Here is a 17,163-nt window from a genome sequence, read left to right as displayed (position 1 = left end):
GTCCGGCGTGCTCTGGCGCTCGGTGAAGGCGTTTCCCTTCAACCGCGTGCAGCACACCAAGCTCGACAGCACTCCGCTCGACCGGCGGTTCGGCCTGTCGAGCCTGTCGGTCTTTCCGGCGGGCGCGGGCGCGGGTCTCAGGATCCGGGGACTGGGACAGGAGACCGCCGGGCGGCTGCGCGTGTACATCTCGGAGCGGATCGAAGCGGACGGGGAGACGGATTCCAGGGACACCGACGCCGCGCCGGCTCCCGTAGCGCACTCGGAAACGAACTCGGAAACGGCCTCCGAAGCCGCCGAGGATCCGGGTCGGTGAACCCGCCCTTTTCCGGCGACTGGCAGCGCCTGTCTTCCTTCGCCGTCGTTTCATTCCTGTGGACCGGCGTCAAGGTCCTCGGGCGCGCCGTCATTCCAGGGATCCTCTCGATCCTGGCGGCCGTTCTCGTGTTGCGTGGCGACGAGCCCCTCGACTTCGCCCGCGTGTTGCCCATCCTCGGGGGATTGCTACTGCTGGTCGTGGGGATCGCGGTAGTTCAGTGGGCGTACTTCAAGTTCAGAATCGCCGAAGACCGGCTCCTCATCCGCACGGGCTTCATCAAGAAGACGGCGCTGGACCTTCCGTACGGCGCGTGCAGGGCATCAACGTCGAGCGTTCGCTCGTGGACCGGATCATCGGCCTCGTCTCGGTCACGCTCGATACGGCCGGCTCGGTTCAGGCGGAGGGCAAGCTGCCCTCGGTCAGGACGGAGGTGGCGGACCACCTGCGGGCCAGCGTGGCCGCCCTTCGCCCGGGGCTGGAGGACGACCTGCTGGAGGGCGACGCCGGCGAAGCGCGGGACTCGGGCGTCGGGGGCTTGTCGACAGACACAGGTGCCGACGCGGTGGCCGGCGCCGGGGTGGGTACACCGGCCGCCGAGGGGGCACGCCGCACCGCCCAGCCGCACTGGGGACGGGTCCTCCTCAAGCTCGGCCCCGCCGACATGGTCCGCATCGGCGTCGCCAACCGCAACTTCATCTTCGTGGCGGCCATGGTGGGCATCCTCGCCGATCTGGTGCAGCCCGGCGACTTCCTCGCCCCGCTCCTTGAGGCGCTTGCAGCAAGCGTCGACAACGCCGCCAGCGCGTTCTCGGGGTTGGGAGCGCTCGCCCAACTGGTCCTCGTGGTGGTGCTCATCCTCGGCGCTCTGGTTGCAGCGCTCCTCCTCACGGTCATAGCCGCGTTCCTGCGCCACCACGCCTTCACCCTCTGGCACGACGGCAGGACCTTCCGCTCCCGCGCCGGTCTTCTCACGCAGCGGGAGGTGGTCGTCGAGGCCCCCAAGATCCAGCAGCTGAGCCTGAGCCAGGACCTCGTGATGCGGTGGTTCGGGAGGTTCCGGCTGCGGGCCCTGCCGGCGGCGGCAGTCGTCGCGACGGGCGGTCAGAACCCGCTCGACGTAGCGGACGTACTTGATGTACCCCTGCTGGACGGCCGACGAGCTGAAGAGTTGCGGGCGCGGGTTTTCAAGAGGGAGGCAAGCGAGATCGCGGTCCTTCCCCGAGACGACGCGTTCAGGCGGGTCTCCCCGTACTACATCCGGGCGCTCACCCTGCGGATCTGGCTCATTGCGGGCCTTGTCCTCGGCACCGTCTTCCTCCAGCTGCTCGCAGCGGAAGTTTCCGTTGGCGTGGGCGTGCCGATGCTGATCGGGTGGCTTGCATCTGATCGCGTGGCAGCTGTGGCGGCGGCGGGGATACACGCACGACGACGACGGGCTGGCGAGCCGCGGCGGGTTCATCGGGAGCAAGGTGGACGCGTTTCCGATGCGCAAGGCCCAGTCGGTGATCGTGAAGCACTCGCCGCTGCAGCGCCGGAAGGGGCTGGCCACGCTGCAGGTTCAGCTGGCGTGCGGGAAGATCACGGTGCCGTACATCGAGGACGAAGTGGCGCACGGGCTTCGGGACTACATCCTGTACCGGGTGGAGGCGTCGCGGCGGCGCTGGCACTGAGCGGGCAGTCCGTGGATAGGTGCGTTGAGAACCCGAACGGGGTGGTGCTCGCCGAGAAAGAATACCGGGCGCTTCTGGAGGTGTCCGCCGAGTGGACTGGCGGTTTCACGTTGAGCTCGTGCTCGCACACGAGACGGGGCACCGTATCGGTGCCATCCGCCAGTTTCGGTGGACGGACATCGACTTCGACGGCGGGACCTCCTCTGGCGCGCCGAGCACGACAAGTCCGGCTACGAGCACATCACGCCCATCACCGACGAGGCGCTCGACGCGTTGACGGACGCGCGGGCGATGAACCCCGGAACCAGGGAAGCTCCGGTGCTGCCCGAGCCCATGAACCCGAGGGCGGCTGTGGGTGCCGCCCGGTTGCACGCTTGGTGGAGCAAGGCCCTCGGGGTTGCGCGGGCCGCTAGCTCACCCCTCGCACGCGGTGGCTTTCCAGCCAGTCGAGGACGTAGGCGATCTTGTTGATGAGGTTGGACGGGCTGCTGCTCGCCATGCCGTGGTAGGCGTCCTGCACCCTGACCATGCGAGTGGGAACGCCCCTGATTTGGAGGGCCTGATAGAACTGCTCGGTCTCCCCCATGGGCGTGCGCAGATCCTCTTCGCCGGTGATTAGCATGGTGGGAGTGGTCACGTTGCCGACAAGCGACAGGGGTGAGCGATCCCAATAGTGCTCCAGCATCCCTTCCTCCCAGACCGGGGCCGGGAACCAGTACTGGTAGTACGAGGAGTATCCGTCCGAGGTGAGCGAGAAGGAGATCCAGTCGATGACCGGCTTCTGAACCACGGCCGCCCTGAAACGGTCGGTTCTGCCGACGATCCAGGCGCTCAGCACGCCGCCGCCGCTCCCGCCGGTCACCATGAGGTTGCCCTCGTCCACATAGCCCTCGGCGATCACCGCGTCGACCCCTGAGACGAGGTCGTGGTAGTCGTCCCCTGGGTAGGCGTGATGGATGAGATTTCCGAACTCGCCACCATAGCTTCCCCTGGGGTTGGTGTAGAGAACGAGGTATCCCGCCGCGGCATAGAGCTGGACCTCGGGCGCGAAGCGCGGCCCGTAGTTGGCGAAGGGACCGCCGTGGATCTCCAGAATGAGCGGGTACTTGCGAGACGGGTCGAAGCCTGGAGGCGTGGCGAGCCAGCCCTGCACCGGCCTCCCGTCGTGGGAGGACTCCCACCACAGCTCCTCGACTGGAGCCAACTCCTTGTGCGCGAGCAGGTCCTCGTTCAGCGCGGTGACCCGATCGTTCGTGCCGTCGGGAGAGACCACCGCCACGTCGGCGGGACGTAAAGGGGAGTTCACGGTGTATGCGACCGAGCCGTCGTGCGCGAGGGTGAACGAGCCGCTGGGGTACGGGCGTCCGAGCGCTACCCCGCCCACGTCGCCAGCTATCTCCGTGACGCGTCCTTCCAGGGTGATGCGAGCCACCTTCGTGACGCCTTCGTCGTCGAACCGGAAATAGATCGCGTCCCCTTCCGAGCTCCACGCGGGGCCGTCCACATCCCTGTCGAGCTCCGCGCTGAGATTGCGGACTCCGCCCCCGTCGATCTCCATCAGATACAGATCGCGAACCTGGTAACCCTGGTAGCGGTCGTGGTAGCCGGTATAGGCGACGTACCGGCCGTCCGGCGAGACGGCGGGCGAGGCGTCGGGACCGAAACGGTCGGTGAGCCGGGTGAGCTCTCCCCCCGCCACGTCCACTCGGAAGAGGTCGCTGTCGCGAACGTCGACGTCCGGGTTGCCCCGGTTGGCTGAGAAGACGATGGCGCGCGAATCTGGAGTCCACGCCAGCCTACCGCCGTGGTGCTGGCGCGGGGTACCTCCGTCGGCGGGCATGACGAAGACGTGGGTGTGGCCGTGCGGGCGGTAGCCGACGCCGTCGGAACGGTAGCGCATCCTGTCGATTACCAAGGGCGGCGTCGTCCATTCCGCCCCTTCCGGCTTCTTCGGAAGGGCGGCCCGGGCCGGTCCGTCCTCCGGCACCTGCATGGTGAAGGCGATCTGGCCGCCGTCCGGCGACCAGGCGATGTCGCCGGGAGATTCCGTGAGGTTGGTAAGCTCGGCCACCTGCCCGCTGTCCATCCAGCGCAGGAAGATCTGGGTGGAGCCCTCGATGGACGCCGTGTAGAGAAGCCGGTTGCCGTCGGGGTTCCAGCGCGGAGACCCCACCCTCGCCGTTCCATCGGTCAGGGCCCGGTGGTCGGTGCCGTCGGCGTTCACGGTCCAGAGATCGGTGCGAGCGGCGTCGGTCATGATGTCGAAACCGCGTCGCACGTAGACGACGCGGCTGCCGTCGGGCGAGATGCGCGGATCGGCGGCCACCTCGAGTTCGAAGACGTCCAGGTAGCCGAAGCGGTTCGGATCGGCGTGTTGTGGGGAGGCCGGAAGCGCAGCGGCTGCCTCGGCCCACGATGACGTAGGGACGAGAACCGCGATGGCGGTGATCGAGAGCGCGGCTACGTTACGGAGTTTCATGATCTTCCCATTCATGAGTTGCACGTCACAGCGCCATCCCCGCCGGCTCCTCGAGCATCGCCTTCAGGGTGGCCAGGAAACGCGCGCCCTGGGCGCCATCGATCACGCGGTGGTCGCAGCTCATGGTGACGCGCATCCGGGGTTCGACGACGATCTCGCCGTCTTCGACCACGACGGTATCCTCGATCCCGCCTATTGCGAGTATGCCCGCCTCCGGCGGATTGATGATGGCGGTGAACTCGTGGATCCCGAACATGCCCAGGTTCGACACGGAGAAGGTCGATCCCGTGTACTCCTCGGGCATCAGCCGCTTCTCGCGCGCCCGACCGGCCAGCTCACGCACTTCCGCACCGATATGAGCTATGCCTTTGAGGTTCGCATCGCGGACGACGGGTGTGATGAGCCCGTCCTCGACGGCCACGGCGACCCCCAGGTGAACGCGATTGTGCCTGCGGATGCTTTCGCCCATCCAGTGCGAGTTGCACTCCGGATGCCGGTGGAGTGAGACCGCCGCCGCCTTGAGCACGAAATCGTTCACCGAGACCTTGAGGCCGCCGCCCTGGAGCATGGTGTTCAGGGACTTCCGAGCGGCTAGCAGTCGGGTGGCGTCGACGGTGACCGTCAGGAAGAAGGTCGGAACCGGTCCGACCGACTCTCCCAGCCTACGGGCGATCGTCTTGCGCAACTGCGAGACGGCTAGGTCGGTGAACTCGGGTCCCTCCGCGGCGGTCACCTGCGGCAGGACCTGGGCGGTTGCCCGGGTCGCGGCGGCGACGGCGGATTCCCGGGCAGCCTCCACGTCCCTCTTGACCACTCGACCCCCGGGGCCGCTCCCCGTGACTCCGGCGAGCTCGATACCGAGGTTCCGAGCCATCCGGCGTGCAACCGGGCTGGCCTTCACCCTCCCGGTCCCGACCAGATCGGCTTCCGCCTCGACCTCGGCCGGAGCAGGCCGGCTGCGGGTGACAGCCGCACTCCCGGTGTCGGCGACTTTACCGGGTGCAGCGGCGCCCTCGGCGTTTGCCGCGCCCTCGGCGCCGTCCGAAGTCGCCCCGGAGTTCGCGGAACCGCCGCCGGCCGGCCCCGCGATGGCCGAGACGTCTTCGCCGTCGCTCCCGATCACCCCTATCACGGCACCGACCTCGGCCGTCCCTCCCTCGGCGAGCATGACCCGCAGGAGCCTGCCCTCGCCCCTCGCCACGAGCTCCATCACCGCCTTGTCGGTCTCGATCTCCGCCAGGATATCGCCGCTCGCGACCGAATCACCTTCGGACTTTAACCATCTGACCAGTTGTCCCTCCTCCATAGTGGGAGAGAGGGCTTCCATGTGAACCTTGGTAGCCATGCGTCTAGCTCGTCTTCATGAGGATGGACCTGTCACCGGTAAAGCGTCTTCCTGCAAGCCGCGACGACACGCGCCGCCGAGGGCTTGGCCACGTTTTCGAGATTCTTCGCGTAGGGCATCGGTACGTCCGCCTGCGTGACTCTGAGGATGGGCGCGTCGAGATCGTCGAAGGCTTCTTCCTGTATCAGCGTCACGATCTGGGCGCCCACGCCCGCATAGGGCCAGCCCTCCTCGAGATAGACCACGCGATTCGTCTTCGCCACCGTCCGCATGATCGCGTCGACGTCGAGCGGGCGCACCGAGCGCAGATCCAAAACGTCCGCCTCGATTCCCTCCTTGGCCAGTGCGGCAGCGGCCTGGAGCGCCACATGCACCGACTTGCCGTGAGTGACTATCGAAAGGTCCGCCCCTTCCCGCTTCAGGTCGGCCATGCCCAGCGGGATGACGAAGTCGTCGGTGTCTGGCACCTCGCCGCGGACATTGTAGAGCAGCTCGCCTTCCATGAACGCCACCGGGTCGTCGTCTCTGATCGCGGCCTTGAGCAGCCCTTTCGCGTCCGCCGGCGTGGCAGGAGTCACCACCTTGCAGCCCGGGGCGTGAGCATAGTACGTCTCGCACGCCTGGCTGTGCTGGGCGGACAGCTGGAGGGCGGCTCCGTTCGGGCCGCGGAAAACGATCGGCACCGGTAGCCGCCCGGCCGACATGTAGTGCATCTTCGCCGCGTGATTTATCACCTGGTCGATGGCCAGAAAGGCGAAGTTGAAGGTCATGAACTCCACGACCGGACGAAGGCCCGCCATCGCGGCCCCCACGCCCAGTCCGCCGAACCCGAGCTCGCTGATGGGGGTGTCGACGACCCTCCGCTCCCCGAAGCGATCGAGCAGGCCTCGCGACACCTTGTAGGCGCCGTCGTACTCCGCGACCTCCTCGCCCATCAGGAATACGGCGGGATCACGCTCCATTTCCTCCGCAAGCGCCTCTCCGAGCGCTTCGCGATAGGTGATCTCAGCCACGTCGGTTCTCCGCTTCGCCGTGATGATCGAAGGTCAGCCTGCCGTGCCCTTCCGATGCCCAGACGTGCCGGTGCAGGTCCGAGAGCGGCGGCTTGGGCGAGGCTTCGGCGTATTCCGCGGCCTCCGCGGCCTTGGCTCGCGCCTCCTCGTCCAGCTCCTGCAGTCCGTCCTCGTCCAGCAGCCCTTTCGCGAAGAGGGTGTCTCGGAGGACGGCGATCGGATCGGACTCCTCCCGGCGACGGCTGACCTCCTCCACGGATCGGTAGGTGCCCGAGACCGGGTCCGACATCGAATGGCCCCGGAAACGGTAGGTCCGAAGGTCTACGAACTGGGGGCCGGCCCCCTCTCTGACGCTCGCGACGAGGTCCCTGAAGTGCGCATAGGTGGCGAGCACGTCCTGGCCGTCCACGACGGAGGCGGGCACCCCGTGGGGTTCCGACTTTCGGGTCATCTCCGTTTTCGTGACCCTGGAAAAGGCCGTGCCCATGCCGTACTCGTTGTTCTCGACCACGTAGATGGCCGGGAGCTGCCAGATCGCCGCGAGGTTGAGCGACTCGTGAAAGGCGCCCTGGTTCACAGCGGCGTCTCCCATGAACACGAGGACCACCGAGTCCTCCTCGTTGTAGTGGATCTTCCATGCCACGCCCGTTCCCAGAGCGATCTGCCCTCCCACGATGCCGTGGCCGCCCAGAAAACGGTTCTTCACATCGAATATGTGCATGGAACCGCCTTTGCCGCCGGAGGTGCCGTCGGCACGCCCGTAGAGCTCCGCCATGACGGCGTCGGGCGAGGCTCCCTTGGCGATGGCCTGAGTGTGCTCGCGATAGGCGGTGACGACGTAGTCTTCGTGTCGCAACGGCTTGATCGCGCCTGCCGCAGCGGCTTCCTGGCCGATGTGGAGGTGGCAGAATCCGCCGATCCGGCCGATGGCATAAGCCTCTTCCACCTTCTCCTCGAAGCGTCGGTAGAGGAGCATGTCGGCCATCAGCTCCAACGCCAGCTCGGGCGCGATCCCCCGGCTCTCGAGAGGGTCTGCGCCCGGACGACCGTTGCGCGCCACTTCGCTGAGCTCGGCTTCGGTTGCAAGTGTGCTCACCGCTTCTCCATCGTTCTCAGGCTCCACCGACCGCCGCGCCGCGTCCCGACGACCTTCCGGGACGACCCGCCTGGATCTGGACGAGGTTGAACTCGACCTCGGCGGGCGCTCGCACATCGGCTTCGATTACGTCTTGAATGCGGCCCGGCCCTCCGGCCGCGACCTCCCGCGCCTGTTCCTTCGCATGGTAGCTCGAACGCACCAGGGGGCCGGACTCGACGTGGCTGAAACCGTAGACGTTTTCGCCCACTCGTTTCAGCTCCGCGAACTCCGTGGGCGTGACCCAGCGCGCCACCGGAATATGCATCAGCGAAGGGCGCAGGTACTGGCCGAAGGTGAGTATGTCCACCGCAGCCTCGCGCAGATCGGCCATCGCCTTCTCTATTTCGTGCCGGCGCTCCCCCATCCCGAGGATGATCGAGGTCTTGGTCAGCATCCCCGGATCGATTTTCTTTACGGCTCCGAGAAACGAGATCGATCGCCAGTATCGACCGCCGGGACGCACGTCAGGGTGCAGACGTTCCACCGTCTCCAGGTTGTGCCCCAGAATCTCGGGCTTCGCCTCCACCACCGTTCTGAGCGCCTCCTCGTCTCCCTTGAAGTCCGGAATCAGGACCTCGACGGAGCATCCCGGCACGGTGTCGTGGATTCGTCGGATGAGATCGGCGTATACCGAGGCTCCGCCGTCTCGAAGTTCGTCCCGGTTGACGCTGGTGACGACCGCGTGTTCGAGTCCCATCCTCTTCACGGTCTCCGCGACCCGTCGAGGTTCGTCGAGATCGAGCTCCGTCGGCAACCCGTGGGCCACCCCGCAGTACTTGCACGCGCGAGTGCAGACGTCGCCCAATATCATGAAGGTCGCGGTGCCCGACTCCCAGCACTCGCCGATGTTCGGGCAGCCCGCTTCCTCGCACACCGTGTGCAGGCCTTCGGAGCGCATGAGCTCCTTGATGCGGAGGTATTTCGGCCCACCGGGGGAACGGACCTTGAGCCACGAGGGCTTGCGGTCGCGGGCCCCGACGAGAGCGAGGCCTTCGTGCGCTCGTATCTGGGGACGTCCCTTAGAGCGTACAACGCCGGTGTCCTTGCCGGAAGGGGCGTAGCCGTATGACGAACCGTTGCCGGATCGGGTGGTTGGAGCAGCCATAGCCATCAAGATAGCCTACTTGGCGCGGTTCTTACAGACTTACCCGAGTCAGTGCCGCCACGGCGAGGCCTAGGTAGGTCCCGGCGGCATAGCCCAGAAGGCCGACGACGATGCCCGGGAGCACCAGAGCCGGCCAGCGTCTGGCGACGGCGATCGCCACCGCGCTCGCCGGGCCTCCGACCGCAGCCTGCGAACCCACCGCCAGCGACGCGATGTCGAGGCGGACGAGCCTGCCCACGCCGAAGACGAACGCTCCGTGCACCGCGATCACCAGCAAAGTGTAGAGGAACACCGCCGGCCCTACCTCCACGATGTCGGTGAAGCGCGACCAGACGCCGATGAGGACGAAGAAGAGGTGAAGGGCGAACGATCCGAGCACCATCGCTCCGGGCGGGCGACGGGTGGCGGGGACGTGGCCTGCCACCAAGGCGAGCGTTGTGAGCCATAGCACCGAAGGTACCGAGCGAAGAAGCGTGACCAGCCTGCCGTCGCCCTCCAGCGCGGCAAGCCCTCCGGTGATAATCTCCGCAAGCGCCAGGAGGGCGATGCCGAGGGCGCAGGTACGAGCTAGGTCGAGCGCGGAGAGCGAAGCCTGTCGGAAGAAAGGGTGGTCGTTGGCCGGAGTGGCCGGAGAGCTCGGTTCGACCTCGCCATCCGTTGAGGTGGCAACGCCCGCGACGGGTCCTTCGCCGTCGGCTCCGCCGCCTCGTGTTCCATACGCCGGGTAAAAGCGACCGATGACCCCGGGCAGAAGGATGGTCACCCCCAGCCAGAGACCGGTCAGCATGGCGTCGGAGGCGTTGGCGCCGAGGAAGATCGCGGCCGGCAGTTCGACCGCCCTGCCCACGGCGGTAAAGTTGAGGGAGCCGCCGGAATAAGTGCCGGTCAGGGTTCCGGCTAGTCTCCACGCGTCGTCCCCGAGCGCGTCGGCGAATACGAACGCGCCGAAGAAAGCTCCCAGAACGGTTCCCAACACCGCGATCCCGAAAGCTCCCAGCATGCGTCCCCCCGCCAGCTTCAGGTCGCGAAGGTTCACCGCCAAAAGGAGCCAGGCTATCGCCAGAAGAGTCACCGGACCCGCGATCACGTCGTAGACCGGGGATTCGGCTGGAAGTACGCCCGTGTTCGAAAGAGCGGCTCCCAGAACCAGGGCGATCAGCGACGAGCCCATCTTCGAGATGGCGGGCACCCTGCTTTCGAGCCAGAACGCTAAGAAGGCGCAGAGCGTGATCAGCGCGGCGATCGTGACGGGAGCGAGAGCCATCGCGGTTCAGCTCCTTCCGGGCTCGCCGGAGACCGCCCTGAAGCCGTCCGGTTTCGCTTCGGTAGCTGTCGGTTTCGCTTCGGAGTATGCCAAGCCCTCTCCCGACCCGTCCAGGATCGCGGTGAGGTCCTCCACCATCGTCAGCGTGATCGCCCGGTGTTCGACGTAGTCCGGTTTGCCGGTAGCCATCTCGCGTTCGTAGACCTGCGACAGGTGTTGCAGAGCCTCTCTCGCCCTGACGACGTCTCCGGCGTCGTGGGCGGACACGATCACGGCGTAGAGGCCGAGCAGGTTGTCGGGTTCGTCTTCGAGTATGCCCTCGGCGGTCGCCAGAGCTTCGTGCACCATGCCTACGGCGTGTTCGATCAGGGCGACGTGAAAGAGGCCGTCGGCATCGAGCGGGCCGGCGAGATCGTAGGCCGCGATCGCCATGGGGGCGAACCTTTCCACCTCTGCCGTGTCTGCGGCGGCGACTGCGGTCATGACCCGGTTGAAGAGCCGGTCGGCAGCTTCCAGCTCGGTCATGGTCGACAGGTCGGGCGGGTTCGCGCTCGTGCCGCTTCCGCCGGCGGGGACCGCGGGACCGGCCGGCTGCGGCTGGCTGTCGGTGCCTCCGCGCGCGGCCATCCTCACACCGAGTATCGCGATGACCCCTACCATCGCCAGGCTCCCCGCGGTGAGGAGGATCCTCTGTCGGCGTTCCCGGCGCCGGGCATCGGGATGGTCGGCCGAACGCCTGGAGCGCTCCCCCCGTCCGGAGCGCACCGAATCCCCGGCAAGAGTCCCGGTCCGACTCCGGGAGGCGCGCCCGCCCTCGATTCCCTGATCGGCCCCCCGGTGGGCCTGCGCACCGCATTGGCTGCAGAACCGCGCTCCCGGAGGAAGTTCCGCACCGCAGACGCAGTTTCGATTCAACGGCTTCCCGCACCTATGGCAGAAGTTGCCCTCCGCTCGCCCGCCGCATGTCTGACAGGTGGTCATCGCGGTCCGGTTCGTCTATCGAAGCGAATTGAAGAGGAGCGGCCAAGTCGCGACGGTCTGAGCCCGGTAATTGGGCTGGAAACCGAAGAGAATCACCGAACCTTCACCTACCTCGGCCGAGACGATGGCCGGTTCGCCGGCGACCTGTTCGCCGCCGAGCACCCACCCGGAGAGCACGAGTTCGTCGGCGTCCCCGTAGCGCGCATGCACCGTCGCTCGCGCGTCCCCGCCGTTTCCCAACGCGAACGCCCGGCTCGTGCGCCAGTACCAAGCGATGGTCTCGTCGCCCATTCCATCGGCGATCTCGGAGCCCGGCATCAGATCCAGCTTCAGGATGGAGCCCGGTATGTAGAAGTCGTTGTTGCTCAGACCGGCGACCTTGTTGCCGATATCTAGGTCGAAGAGGTCGATGACGAACTCGGTCGCGGTCTCGACGGCCACCAGCCTTCCGCCGCCCTCGACCCAACTCCTGACCTGGGCGACGCCATCCGGACCCAGACCGCCGGTGTACTCGCGCGGCAGCACGCCCTCCGGGAAGCCGTTGGCGATCGACTGCGCGCTCTGAGTCTGGAGCACGAAGACGTCGTAGTCCGCGAGATCACCCTCCCTGATTTCGGCGTCGTGCAGGGTGTCGTACACGAGCTCGTGCTGATCGAATACCCAGCGCTGCCATCCGGCAGGCATGGGCTCCCGCCAGGACTTGTAGACGGCGATCCTCGGCGCTCCGCTTCCGACGAGGTGTTCGGGAAGGCGGAAATCGAAGTCGGGCGGGTCGGTGATCACGGTCGTCTCGACCTGGGGAGCTTCGTCGACCGGCACGGCTTCGAAGTCCATGAGAAATCCGAAGGTGTGCCCGGTCACGTCGTAGGGACGGAGAGGGGGGCCGCCTGGATAGAGAAACATGTCGGGATACTCCTGCACCTCGAGCATCGAGTTGGCGAACCCGGCCCAGGGCTGGCGCATGGAGATCGTGTAGCTTCCTGCGGGAAACGAAGCGCCTCCGACCGTGAAGTCGTCCTGTGCGCTTCCCACCTCGACATCGGCGAGCACCAGCGACCTCAGCGCGTAGGCCAGCCCCGTGGGATTTCCCTGGCCGCCGGGAATGATCCACGCTTCGGGCCACTCGTTCCACTTGGCGACCGCTCGGCTGGTCACCCCGTGGAAGTTCCTAAGCCAGAATTCGCGGTTGCGAGCTGCGTTGGTGAGCAGCGCCAGGGCGCCGGACACCTGATATTCCACGATCTCCGGCAGCGTCCAATCGCCACCTGGCCACGGGTTGGGGAAGTTCCAGCTCCGTTGCGCGGCGTTGAAACCTCTGCCGGGCCCGAGCGTTTCGGGCGGAACGTGGATGGGGCTCGCCAGACGGGCGGAAGCGGTCTCCGAGAGTATTCGAGCCCCGCCGTGATAGTGCATGTAGGCGCGAGCCGGCGTGTAGGCGTCGTATTGCGCGTTGACCACCACTCCCTTCTTGCCCTGAGCGGTGAGTTCGGCGGCCATCCATGTGCCGAGCTGGTTCACCGCGGTAGTGAGCGCCGGGTCGATGTTGGGTTCCCAGGGGTCGATGAAGGGCGGAAAGAAGATGCGCGCCCCGGTCGAGCCCATCTGATGGATGTCGTGCACGATGTGCGGATGCCAGCGGTTCTGCGCCGAGACCGTCATGACGGTCTCGTTCTGGGTGAAGGCGTACCAGTCGCGATTGTTGTCGTGGCCCACGTAGAACTGGTAGAGCCAAGGCAGAGGCGCGGCATCGAACTCGGTCCCGGCATGCTCGTTGTACCAGGTGTTCACCCATTGCAAGCCGTCGGGATTGAGAGAGGGAATCTGGAGGAAGACGACTTTGTCGAGAATGTCCGTGATCCGTTCTTCGTTCGATGAGGCCATGGTGTAGGCCAGGGTCGCAGCTCCCTGGCTGCTCCCTACCTCGGTCGCGTGGATGCCGTGAGTGACCATCGCCACGGTTCTCCCCTCGCCCAGCAGCCGCTCGAGTTCGGCTTCGCTCCCGATGGTGCGCGGATCCGCGAGCTTGTGCTGGATCTCCCGCAGCTCGTCGATCCTCGCGTGATTCTCGGGGCTCGTGATGGTGAGCATCACGAAGGGGTTTCCGGTGACGGTCTCTCCGAGGACCTCGAAGGCGACCCGCGGAGACGCCTCGGCGAGGGCCTCGTAGTAGCCGACCAGTTGCGTCCAGTCGGCGAGCTTGCCAGTCTCGCCCGGGTCGAATCCGAAGTGGCTTCGGGGCGTCGGGATCTCTTGGCGGACCGTCGTTTCAGCCTCGAGCGGGCTCGACGGGATGTGGACGGCGAGGACGAGCGTGAGTGCGGCGCTGGCGGAGATCTTCATCTGGTCGATCGGATGGAGTGCGGGGGCGGGCTGACCGGGATTCCCTCAAATTGATTACGGGAGTCGGCCGGATCCGTGGACAGGCTGGTCCGTGAGCCCGGGGTTGCGTCGTTCAGTTGGGCGTGGCCCCGGTAAAGCGGTCCGGACGCCAGCGTATGCTAGAATGCCGGGCAACATCCGGCAAGCCGCGTGAGCCGGAGGAGGTTAGGTTTCGGGAATCTAGCGGGATCGTCCGAGTCGAATTCGGATCCGTGAATCCGTCGTCCTGCCGGCCTTGGCCGAGTGCCTCGGGGCGCGGGAACTCCTGGAGAAGTCCAGGTGGATGACGCAGGTGTTCGGCGACCGTCACGGGCTGGCGGAGCGAGAGGACGAGTCTCGGAAGTTGACCGAAGGCAAGGAAGCTGAAATGAACGTGCTGCTGGAGCTAGCGACGCGGTGGGGCGAGCGGGAAGCCCGGTGGCTCCTGCTGATCGAACATCCGAGGCAAGGACCGACACGAATCGGATGAACGGTGGACGCGGCCGGATCGAGGTCATCACCGGCGTGATGTTCAGCGGCAAGACGGAGGAACTGATCCGCCGAGTCCGACGTGCACTCATTGCCGGACGGCGGGTCCAGCTCTTCAAGTCGCATCTCGACGACCGCTACGGCGGTCGGTTCTTCGTCTCCTCTCACAACGGAAGCCAGGTCTCCGCCGAGCCGGTCTCGAAATCGGAGCAACTCGCTGAGAAGGTTCAGCGGGAGACCGACGTTGTCGCCTTCGACGAGGTGCAGTTTCTGGATGACGGCATCTGCGCGGTCGCCACCGCCCTGGCCGACGCCGGGGTGCGCGTGATCCTCTCCGGCACCGACATGGACTTCCGCGGCGAACCCTTCGGTTCGATCGGCGAGCTGCTGACCCGAGCCGAACGCATCGACAAGCTCTCAGCCATCTGCCTGGTGTGCGGCGGACGCGCCACACGCAACCAACGCCTGATCGGCGGAGAACCGGCCCCGGCCGACGGGCCGGTCGTTCTTGTGGCGGGAACCGGGTCCTACGAGGCGCGTTGCCGGAGCTGCCACGTGGTGCCGGAGCCTACGCGAAGTTGACGTGTCGGCGGACCCTTCGCTCGCGGATTGCGACGAGCGAGGAGGGGCGAGCTACCCCCCGCGAATTTCGGCTCGCGGTTATATTCCCCGCACAATCCATTACCGAAGGCGTGCACGGAAGCCGGTGAAATGCCGGCGCGGCCCCGCCACTGTAAGAGGTTCGGGAAGAAACCCGAAACGTCGGCTGACAAGCCACCGGAGAATCCGGGAAGGCAAGCAATGACGGCCTCGAGCCAGGAGACGAGCTCCTTCGGTGCCCGTTCACGCCTCCGCGGGGAGGCGGGGGCTCCGCGGCAAGGACTCGAGTCCGGCGGATGCGCTCCGTTCTTCGCGGGGAACAGGAGATCGATTCATGTTCTTCCGCTCCGCTTCGGCCGCGGCTCTCGCTGCGGTCTCCCTCTCGACCGTTCTCTACTCCGCGCCCGTTCGAGCGCAGGACTCGACCTGGGTCGGCCCGGAACCAGTCCTGCTCGACACCATCGTGGTCACCGCCAACCGCTGGGAACAGGCGGCATGGACGGTCCCGAACCACACCACCGTCATCACCTCCGCCGACCTGCGCCGGGCCGGCGACCTCTTTCTCGGAGACGCGCTCCGCCGAGTTTCCGGCATGGCCGTGGCTAGAAACGGCTCCTTCGGCGGCGTGGCCTCGCTCTTTCTCCGCGGCGGCGAGTCCGATCACGTTCAAGTTCTCGTCGACGGCGTACAGGTCAACGAACCGGGCGGCGGTTTTGATCTGAGTCATCTCACCGTGCACAACGTCGAGCGGATCGAGATTCTGCGAGGACCGGGCTCGGCGCTCTTCGGCTCGGACGCCGTTTCGGGCGTCGTGCATGTGATCACCCGGCGCGGCGCAGGCCCAGCCAGGTACGAGCTCGACTTCGGCGGCGGCAGCTTCGGCTCGCTCAGGTGGCAGAACCGCTTTTCGGGGAGCTCCGAAGCGGTCTCGTACAGCCTGGCGGTCGGAGGCTCTCGCACCGACGGCATCCTCGCATACAACAACGAACACTCTCAAACCACTCTAAGCGGCAGCGTGCGGATCACGCCGGATCCCCGAACCGACGCTTCGGTATCGCTGCGGTACCACGACCACACCTTCCACTTCCCCACCGACGGCGCCGGGCGACTCACCGACCGAAACGCCTTCACTTTCGGCGACGTTCTCTCATTGGGGCTCGAAGCGACCAGGCGCTGGACCGATTCCTTCTCGACTCAGGTGCTGTTGGGCTTGAACGAATCCGATCGCGGCAGCGACGACGCCCCCGACGACGGCGCCGACACCCTCGGATTCTACGGCTACTCGAGTCTCGACAATACCCGTCGCGCCTCAGCCGACGTACGTGCGGTCTACCGGTTCGCGGGAGTTCTGGCGGCGGGTGTCGAGTTCGAGAGGCAGTCGATGCGCAGCTTCAACGAGTCGCTCTCCGAGTTCGGGAGCAGCGGAGGTGGAAGCTCCCATCGACGTGACAACCGGGCGCTTTACGGACAGCTGTCCTACCCGGTAAGCGGATTTTCACTCGACGCCGGTGTCCGCCGGGAAGACAACGAGCGCTTCGGGTCCGCCACCAGCTTTCGCACTGGTGGAGTCCTGCGCCTCACGGATACAGGTACCCGCTTCAGGATCTCGGCAGCCACCGGGATCAAGGAACCTACCTTCTACGAGAGCTACGCCACGGGATTCGTGCGCGGAAATCCCGATCTCAGACCCGAACGTTCGACATCCTACGAGGTCGGCCTGGAGCAGGAGGTATCGAGTCGGGCAGGGCTTGCGGTCACGGCGTTCAACCAAAGCTACCGCGACCTCGTCCAGTATGCCGGCGCAGCAGCACCGGAAGAACCCAATTTCCACAACGTCGCGGAGGCTCGGAGCCGCGGCATCGAGCTGGAAGGCGACTTCGAGATCGGCTCTCTAAGCGCCACGCTCAACTATACCTGGCTCGATACCGAGGCCGTCGACACAGGATTCGACGAGGGACCGGGGGCGGCATTCGTCGAAGGCGAGGCTCTCCTCCGCCGACCCCGACACCATCTCGCCCTCACGGCAGGTCTTGACTTGACCTCGACCTTCAGGGTGGACGCCTTCCTCAGGCGGGTGGGAGAACGGCGCGACCTGGACTTCACCGGTTGGCCCGCCGAATCCGTGACTCTACCTGCCTACGTCGTCACCGACTTGGCCGCATCGTTCGATGTCGTCGCACCTAAGCGGGGCAGACCCGGGTTCGCCGTCACCGTGCGCGCGGAAAACCTGCTCGACGAGGTGTACGAAGATGTATTCGGGTTCGTCTCACCGAGCCGCGGCATCTATCTTGCAGGTCGGTTGACTGCGGGAGGGTGAAGTCTGCCCGGACCGCTCGTGAAACCTAAGACGGTTGGGAGCCCGTCACGCTACGATGAAGCCATCCGACCGCACTCCAACCGTC

Annotated in this window: 12 protein-coding genes, 2 pseudogenes and 1 riboswitch; of the genes and pseudogenes, 6 read left to right on the top strand and 8 right to left on the bottom strand. The window is 66.3% G+C overall.

Annotated features, from left to right (window positions below; genetic code table 11):
* The 4 genes and pseudogenes from J4G12_06670 to J4G12_06655 form a co-directional block, all read left to right on the top strand.
* Nucleotides 1-316: PH domain-containing protein (locus J4G12_06670; GenBank protein ID MCE2455490.1), on the top strand; the 316-nt coding region annotated here is incomplete at its 5' end.
* Nucleotides 303-770 (top strand): annotated as a pseudogene (locus tag J4G12_06665) (PH domain-containing protein). The gene J4G12_06670 and the pseudogene J4G12_06665, both read left to right, overlap by 14 nt.
* 210 nt (nt 771-980) lie before the next feature.
* Nucleotides 981-1,496: pseudogene (locus J4G12_06660) on the top strand (PH domain-containing protein).
* A gap of 199 nt (nt 1,497-1,695) precedes the next feature.
* The gene (locus J4G12_06655) at nt 1,696-1,989 is read left to right on the top strand and encodes a PH domain-containing protein (GenBank protein MCE2455489.1); all 294 of its coding nucleotides are present in this window, start codon (nt 1,696-1,698) and stop codon (nt 1,987-1,989) included.
* Between the two features lie 409 nt (nt 1,990-2,398).
* Here the strand turns inward: J4G12_06655 and J4G12_06650 are convergent, their stop codons facing one another.
* From J4G12_06650 to J4G12_06615, 8 genes are all read right to left on the bottom strand, one after another.
* The gene (locus J4G12_06650) at nt 2,399-4,468 is read right to left on the bottom strand and encodes a S9 family peptidase (GenBank protein ID MCE2455488.1); all 2,070 of its coding nucleotides are present in this window, start codon (nt 4,466-4,468) and stop codon (nt 2,399-2,401) included.
* 25 nt (nt 4,469-4,493) lie between these two features.
* Nucleotides 4,494-5,813: a pyruvate dehydrogenase complex dihydrolipoamide acetyltransferase gene (locus J4G12_06645; GenBank protein MCE2455487.1), complete on the bottom strand. Its 1,320-nt coding sequence runs from the start codon at nt 5,811-5,813 to the stop codon at nt 4,494-4,496.
* Nucleotides 5,814-5,845: 32 nt separating this feature from the next.
* A complete protein-coding gene (locus tag J4G12_06640; GenBank protein ID MCE2455486.1) occupies nt 5,846-6,826 on the bottom strand; it encodes a pyruvate dehydrogenase complex E1 component subunit beta in 981 nt (326 codons plus the stop codon).
* Nucleotides 6,819-7,811 carry a pyruvate dehydrogenase (acetyl-transferring) E1 component subunit alpha gene (gene pdhA / locus J4G12_06635; GenBank protein MCE2455485.1) on the bottom strand — a complete coding sequence of 331 codons (993 nt, stop codon included), beginning with the start codon at nt 7,809-7,811 and terminating at the stop codon, nt 6,819-6,821. Before pdhA ends, J4G12_06640 begins: the two co-directional genes overlap by 8 nt.
* A gap of 127 nt (nt 7,812-7,938) precedes the next feature.
* Nucleotides 7,939-9,069, bottom strand: a complete 1,131-nt coding sequence (gene lipA, locus J4G12_06630; GenBank protein MCE2455484.1) for a lipoyl synthase — start codon at nt 9,067-9,069, stop codon at nt 7,939-7,941.
* Nucleotides 9,070-9,100: 31 nt separating this feature from the next.
* A complete protein-coding gene (locus J4G12_06625) occupies nt 9,101-10,333 on the bottom strand; it encodes a DUF819 family protein (protein ID MCE2455483.1) in 1,233 nt (410 codons plus the stop codon).
* Between the two features lie 6 nt (nt 10,334-10,339).
* Entirely contained in the window at nt 10,340-11,248 is a 909-nt protein-coding gene (locus J4G12_06620) for a zinc-ribbon domain-containing protein (GenBank protein MCE2455482.1), read from the bottom strand.
* Between the two features lie 81 nt (nt 11,249-11,329).
* Nucleotides 11,330-13,654: a hypothetical protein gene (locus J4G12_06615; GenBank protein ID MCE2455481.1), complete on the bottom strand. Its 2,325-nt coding sequence runs from the start codon at nt 13,652-13,654 to the stop codon at nt 11,330-11,332.
* 504 nt (nt 13,655-14,158) lie between these two features.
* Here J4G12_06615 and J4G12_06610 point away from each other — a divergent pair.
* Both J4G12_06610 and J4G12_06605 read left to right on the top strand, forming a co-directional pair.
* Nucleotides 14,159-14,743 (top strand): thymidine kinase, encoded by a 585-nt coding sequence (locus J4G12_06610; protein MCE2455480.1) that lies wholly within the window; start codon nt 14,159-14,161, stop codon nt 14,741-14,743.
* Between the two features lie 116 nt (nt 14,744-14,859).
* Nucleotides 14,860-14,985: riboswitch (cobalamin riboswitch) on the top strand.
* A gap of 110 nt (nt 14,986-15,095) precedes the next feature.
* Nucleotides 15,096-17,078, top strand: a complete 1,983-nt coding sequence (locus tag J4G12_06605) for a TonB-dependent receptor (GenBank protein ID MCE2455479.1) — start codon at nt 15,096-15,098, stop codon at nt 17,076-17,078.
* Nucleotides 17,079-17,163 lie beyond the last annotated feature (85 nt).

This window comes from Gemmatimonadota bacterium (genome assembly GCA_021295815.1).
In the GTDB taxonomy this organism is placed as follows: domain Bacteria; phylum Gemmatimonadota; class Gemmatimonadetes; order Longimicrobiales; family Gaopeijiaceae; genus JAGWBQ01.
The sequence above is the reverse complement of the archived record's forward strand: the minus strand, read 5'-3'. Positions and strand labels throughout refer to the sequence as shown.

Coding starts and splice junctions, on each gene's coding strand:
- J4G12_06625 (MCE2455483.1), bottom strand. CDS start 10,333: ATGGCTCTCGCTCCCGTCACGATCGCCGCGCTGATCACGCTCTGCGCC.
- J4G12_06650 (MCE2455488.1), bottom strand. CDS start 4,468: ATGAAACTCCGTAACGTAGCCGCGCTCTCGATCACCGCCATCGCGGTT.
- pdhA (MCE2455485.1), bottom strand. CDS start 7,811: ATGGCCGACATGCTCCTCTACCGACGCTTCGAGGAGAAGGTGGAAGAG.
- lipA (MCE2455484.1), bottom strand. CDS start 9,069: ATGGCTGCTCCAACCACCCGATCCGGCAACGGTTCGTCATACGGCTAC.
- J4G12_06645 (MCE2455487.1), bottom strand. CDS start 5,813: ATGGCTACCAAGGTTCACATGGAAGCCCTCTCTCCCACTATGGAGGAG.
- J4G12_06605 (MCE2455479.1), top strand. CDS start 15,096: ATGTTCTTCCGCTCCGCTTCGGCCGCGGCTCTCGCTGCGGTCTCCCTC.
- J4G12_06615 (MCE2455481.1), bottom strand. CDS start 13,654: ATGAAGATCTCCGCCAGCGCCGCACTCACGCTCGTCCTCGCCGTCCAC.
- J4G12_06610 (MCE2455480.1), top strand. CDS start 14,159: ATGAACGGTGGACGCGGCCGGATCGAGGTCATCACCGGCGTGATGTTC.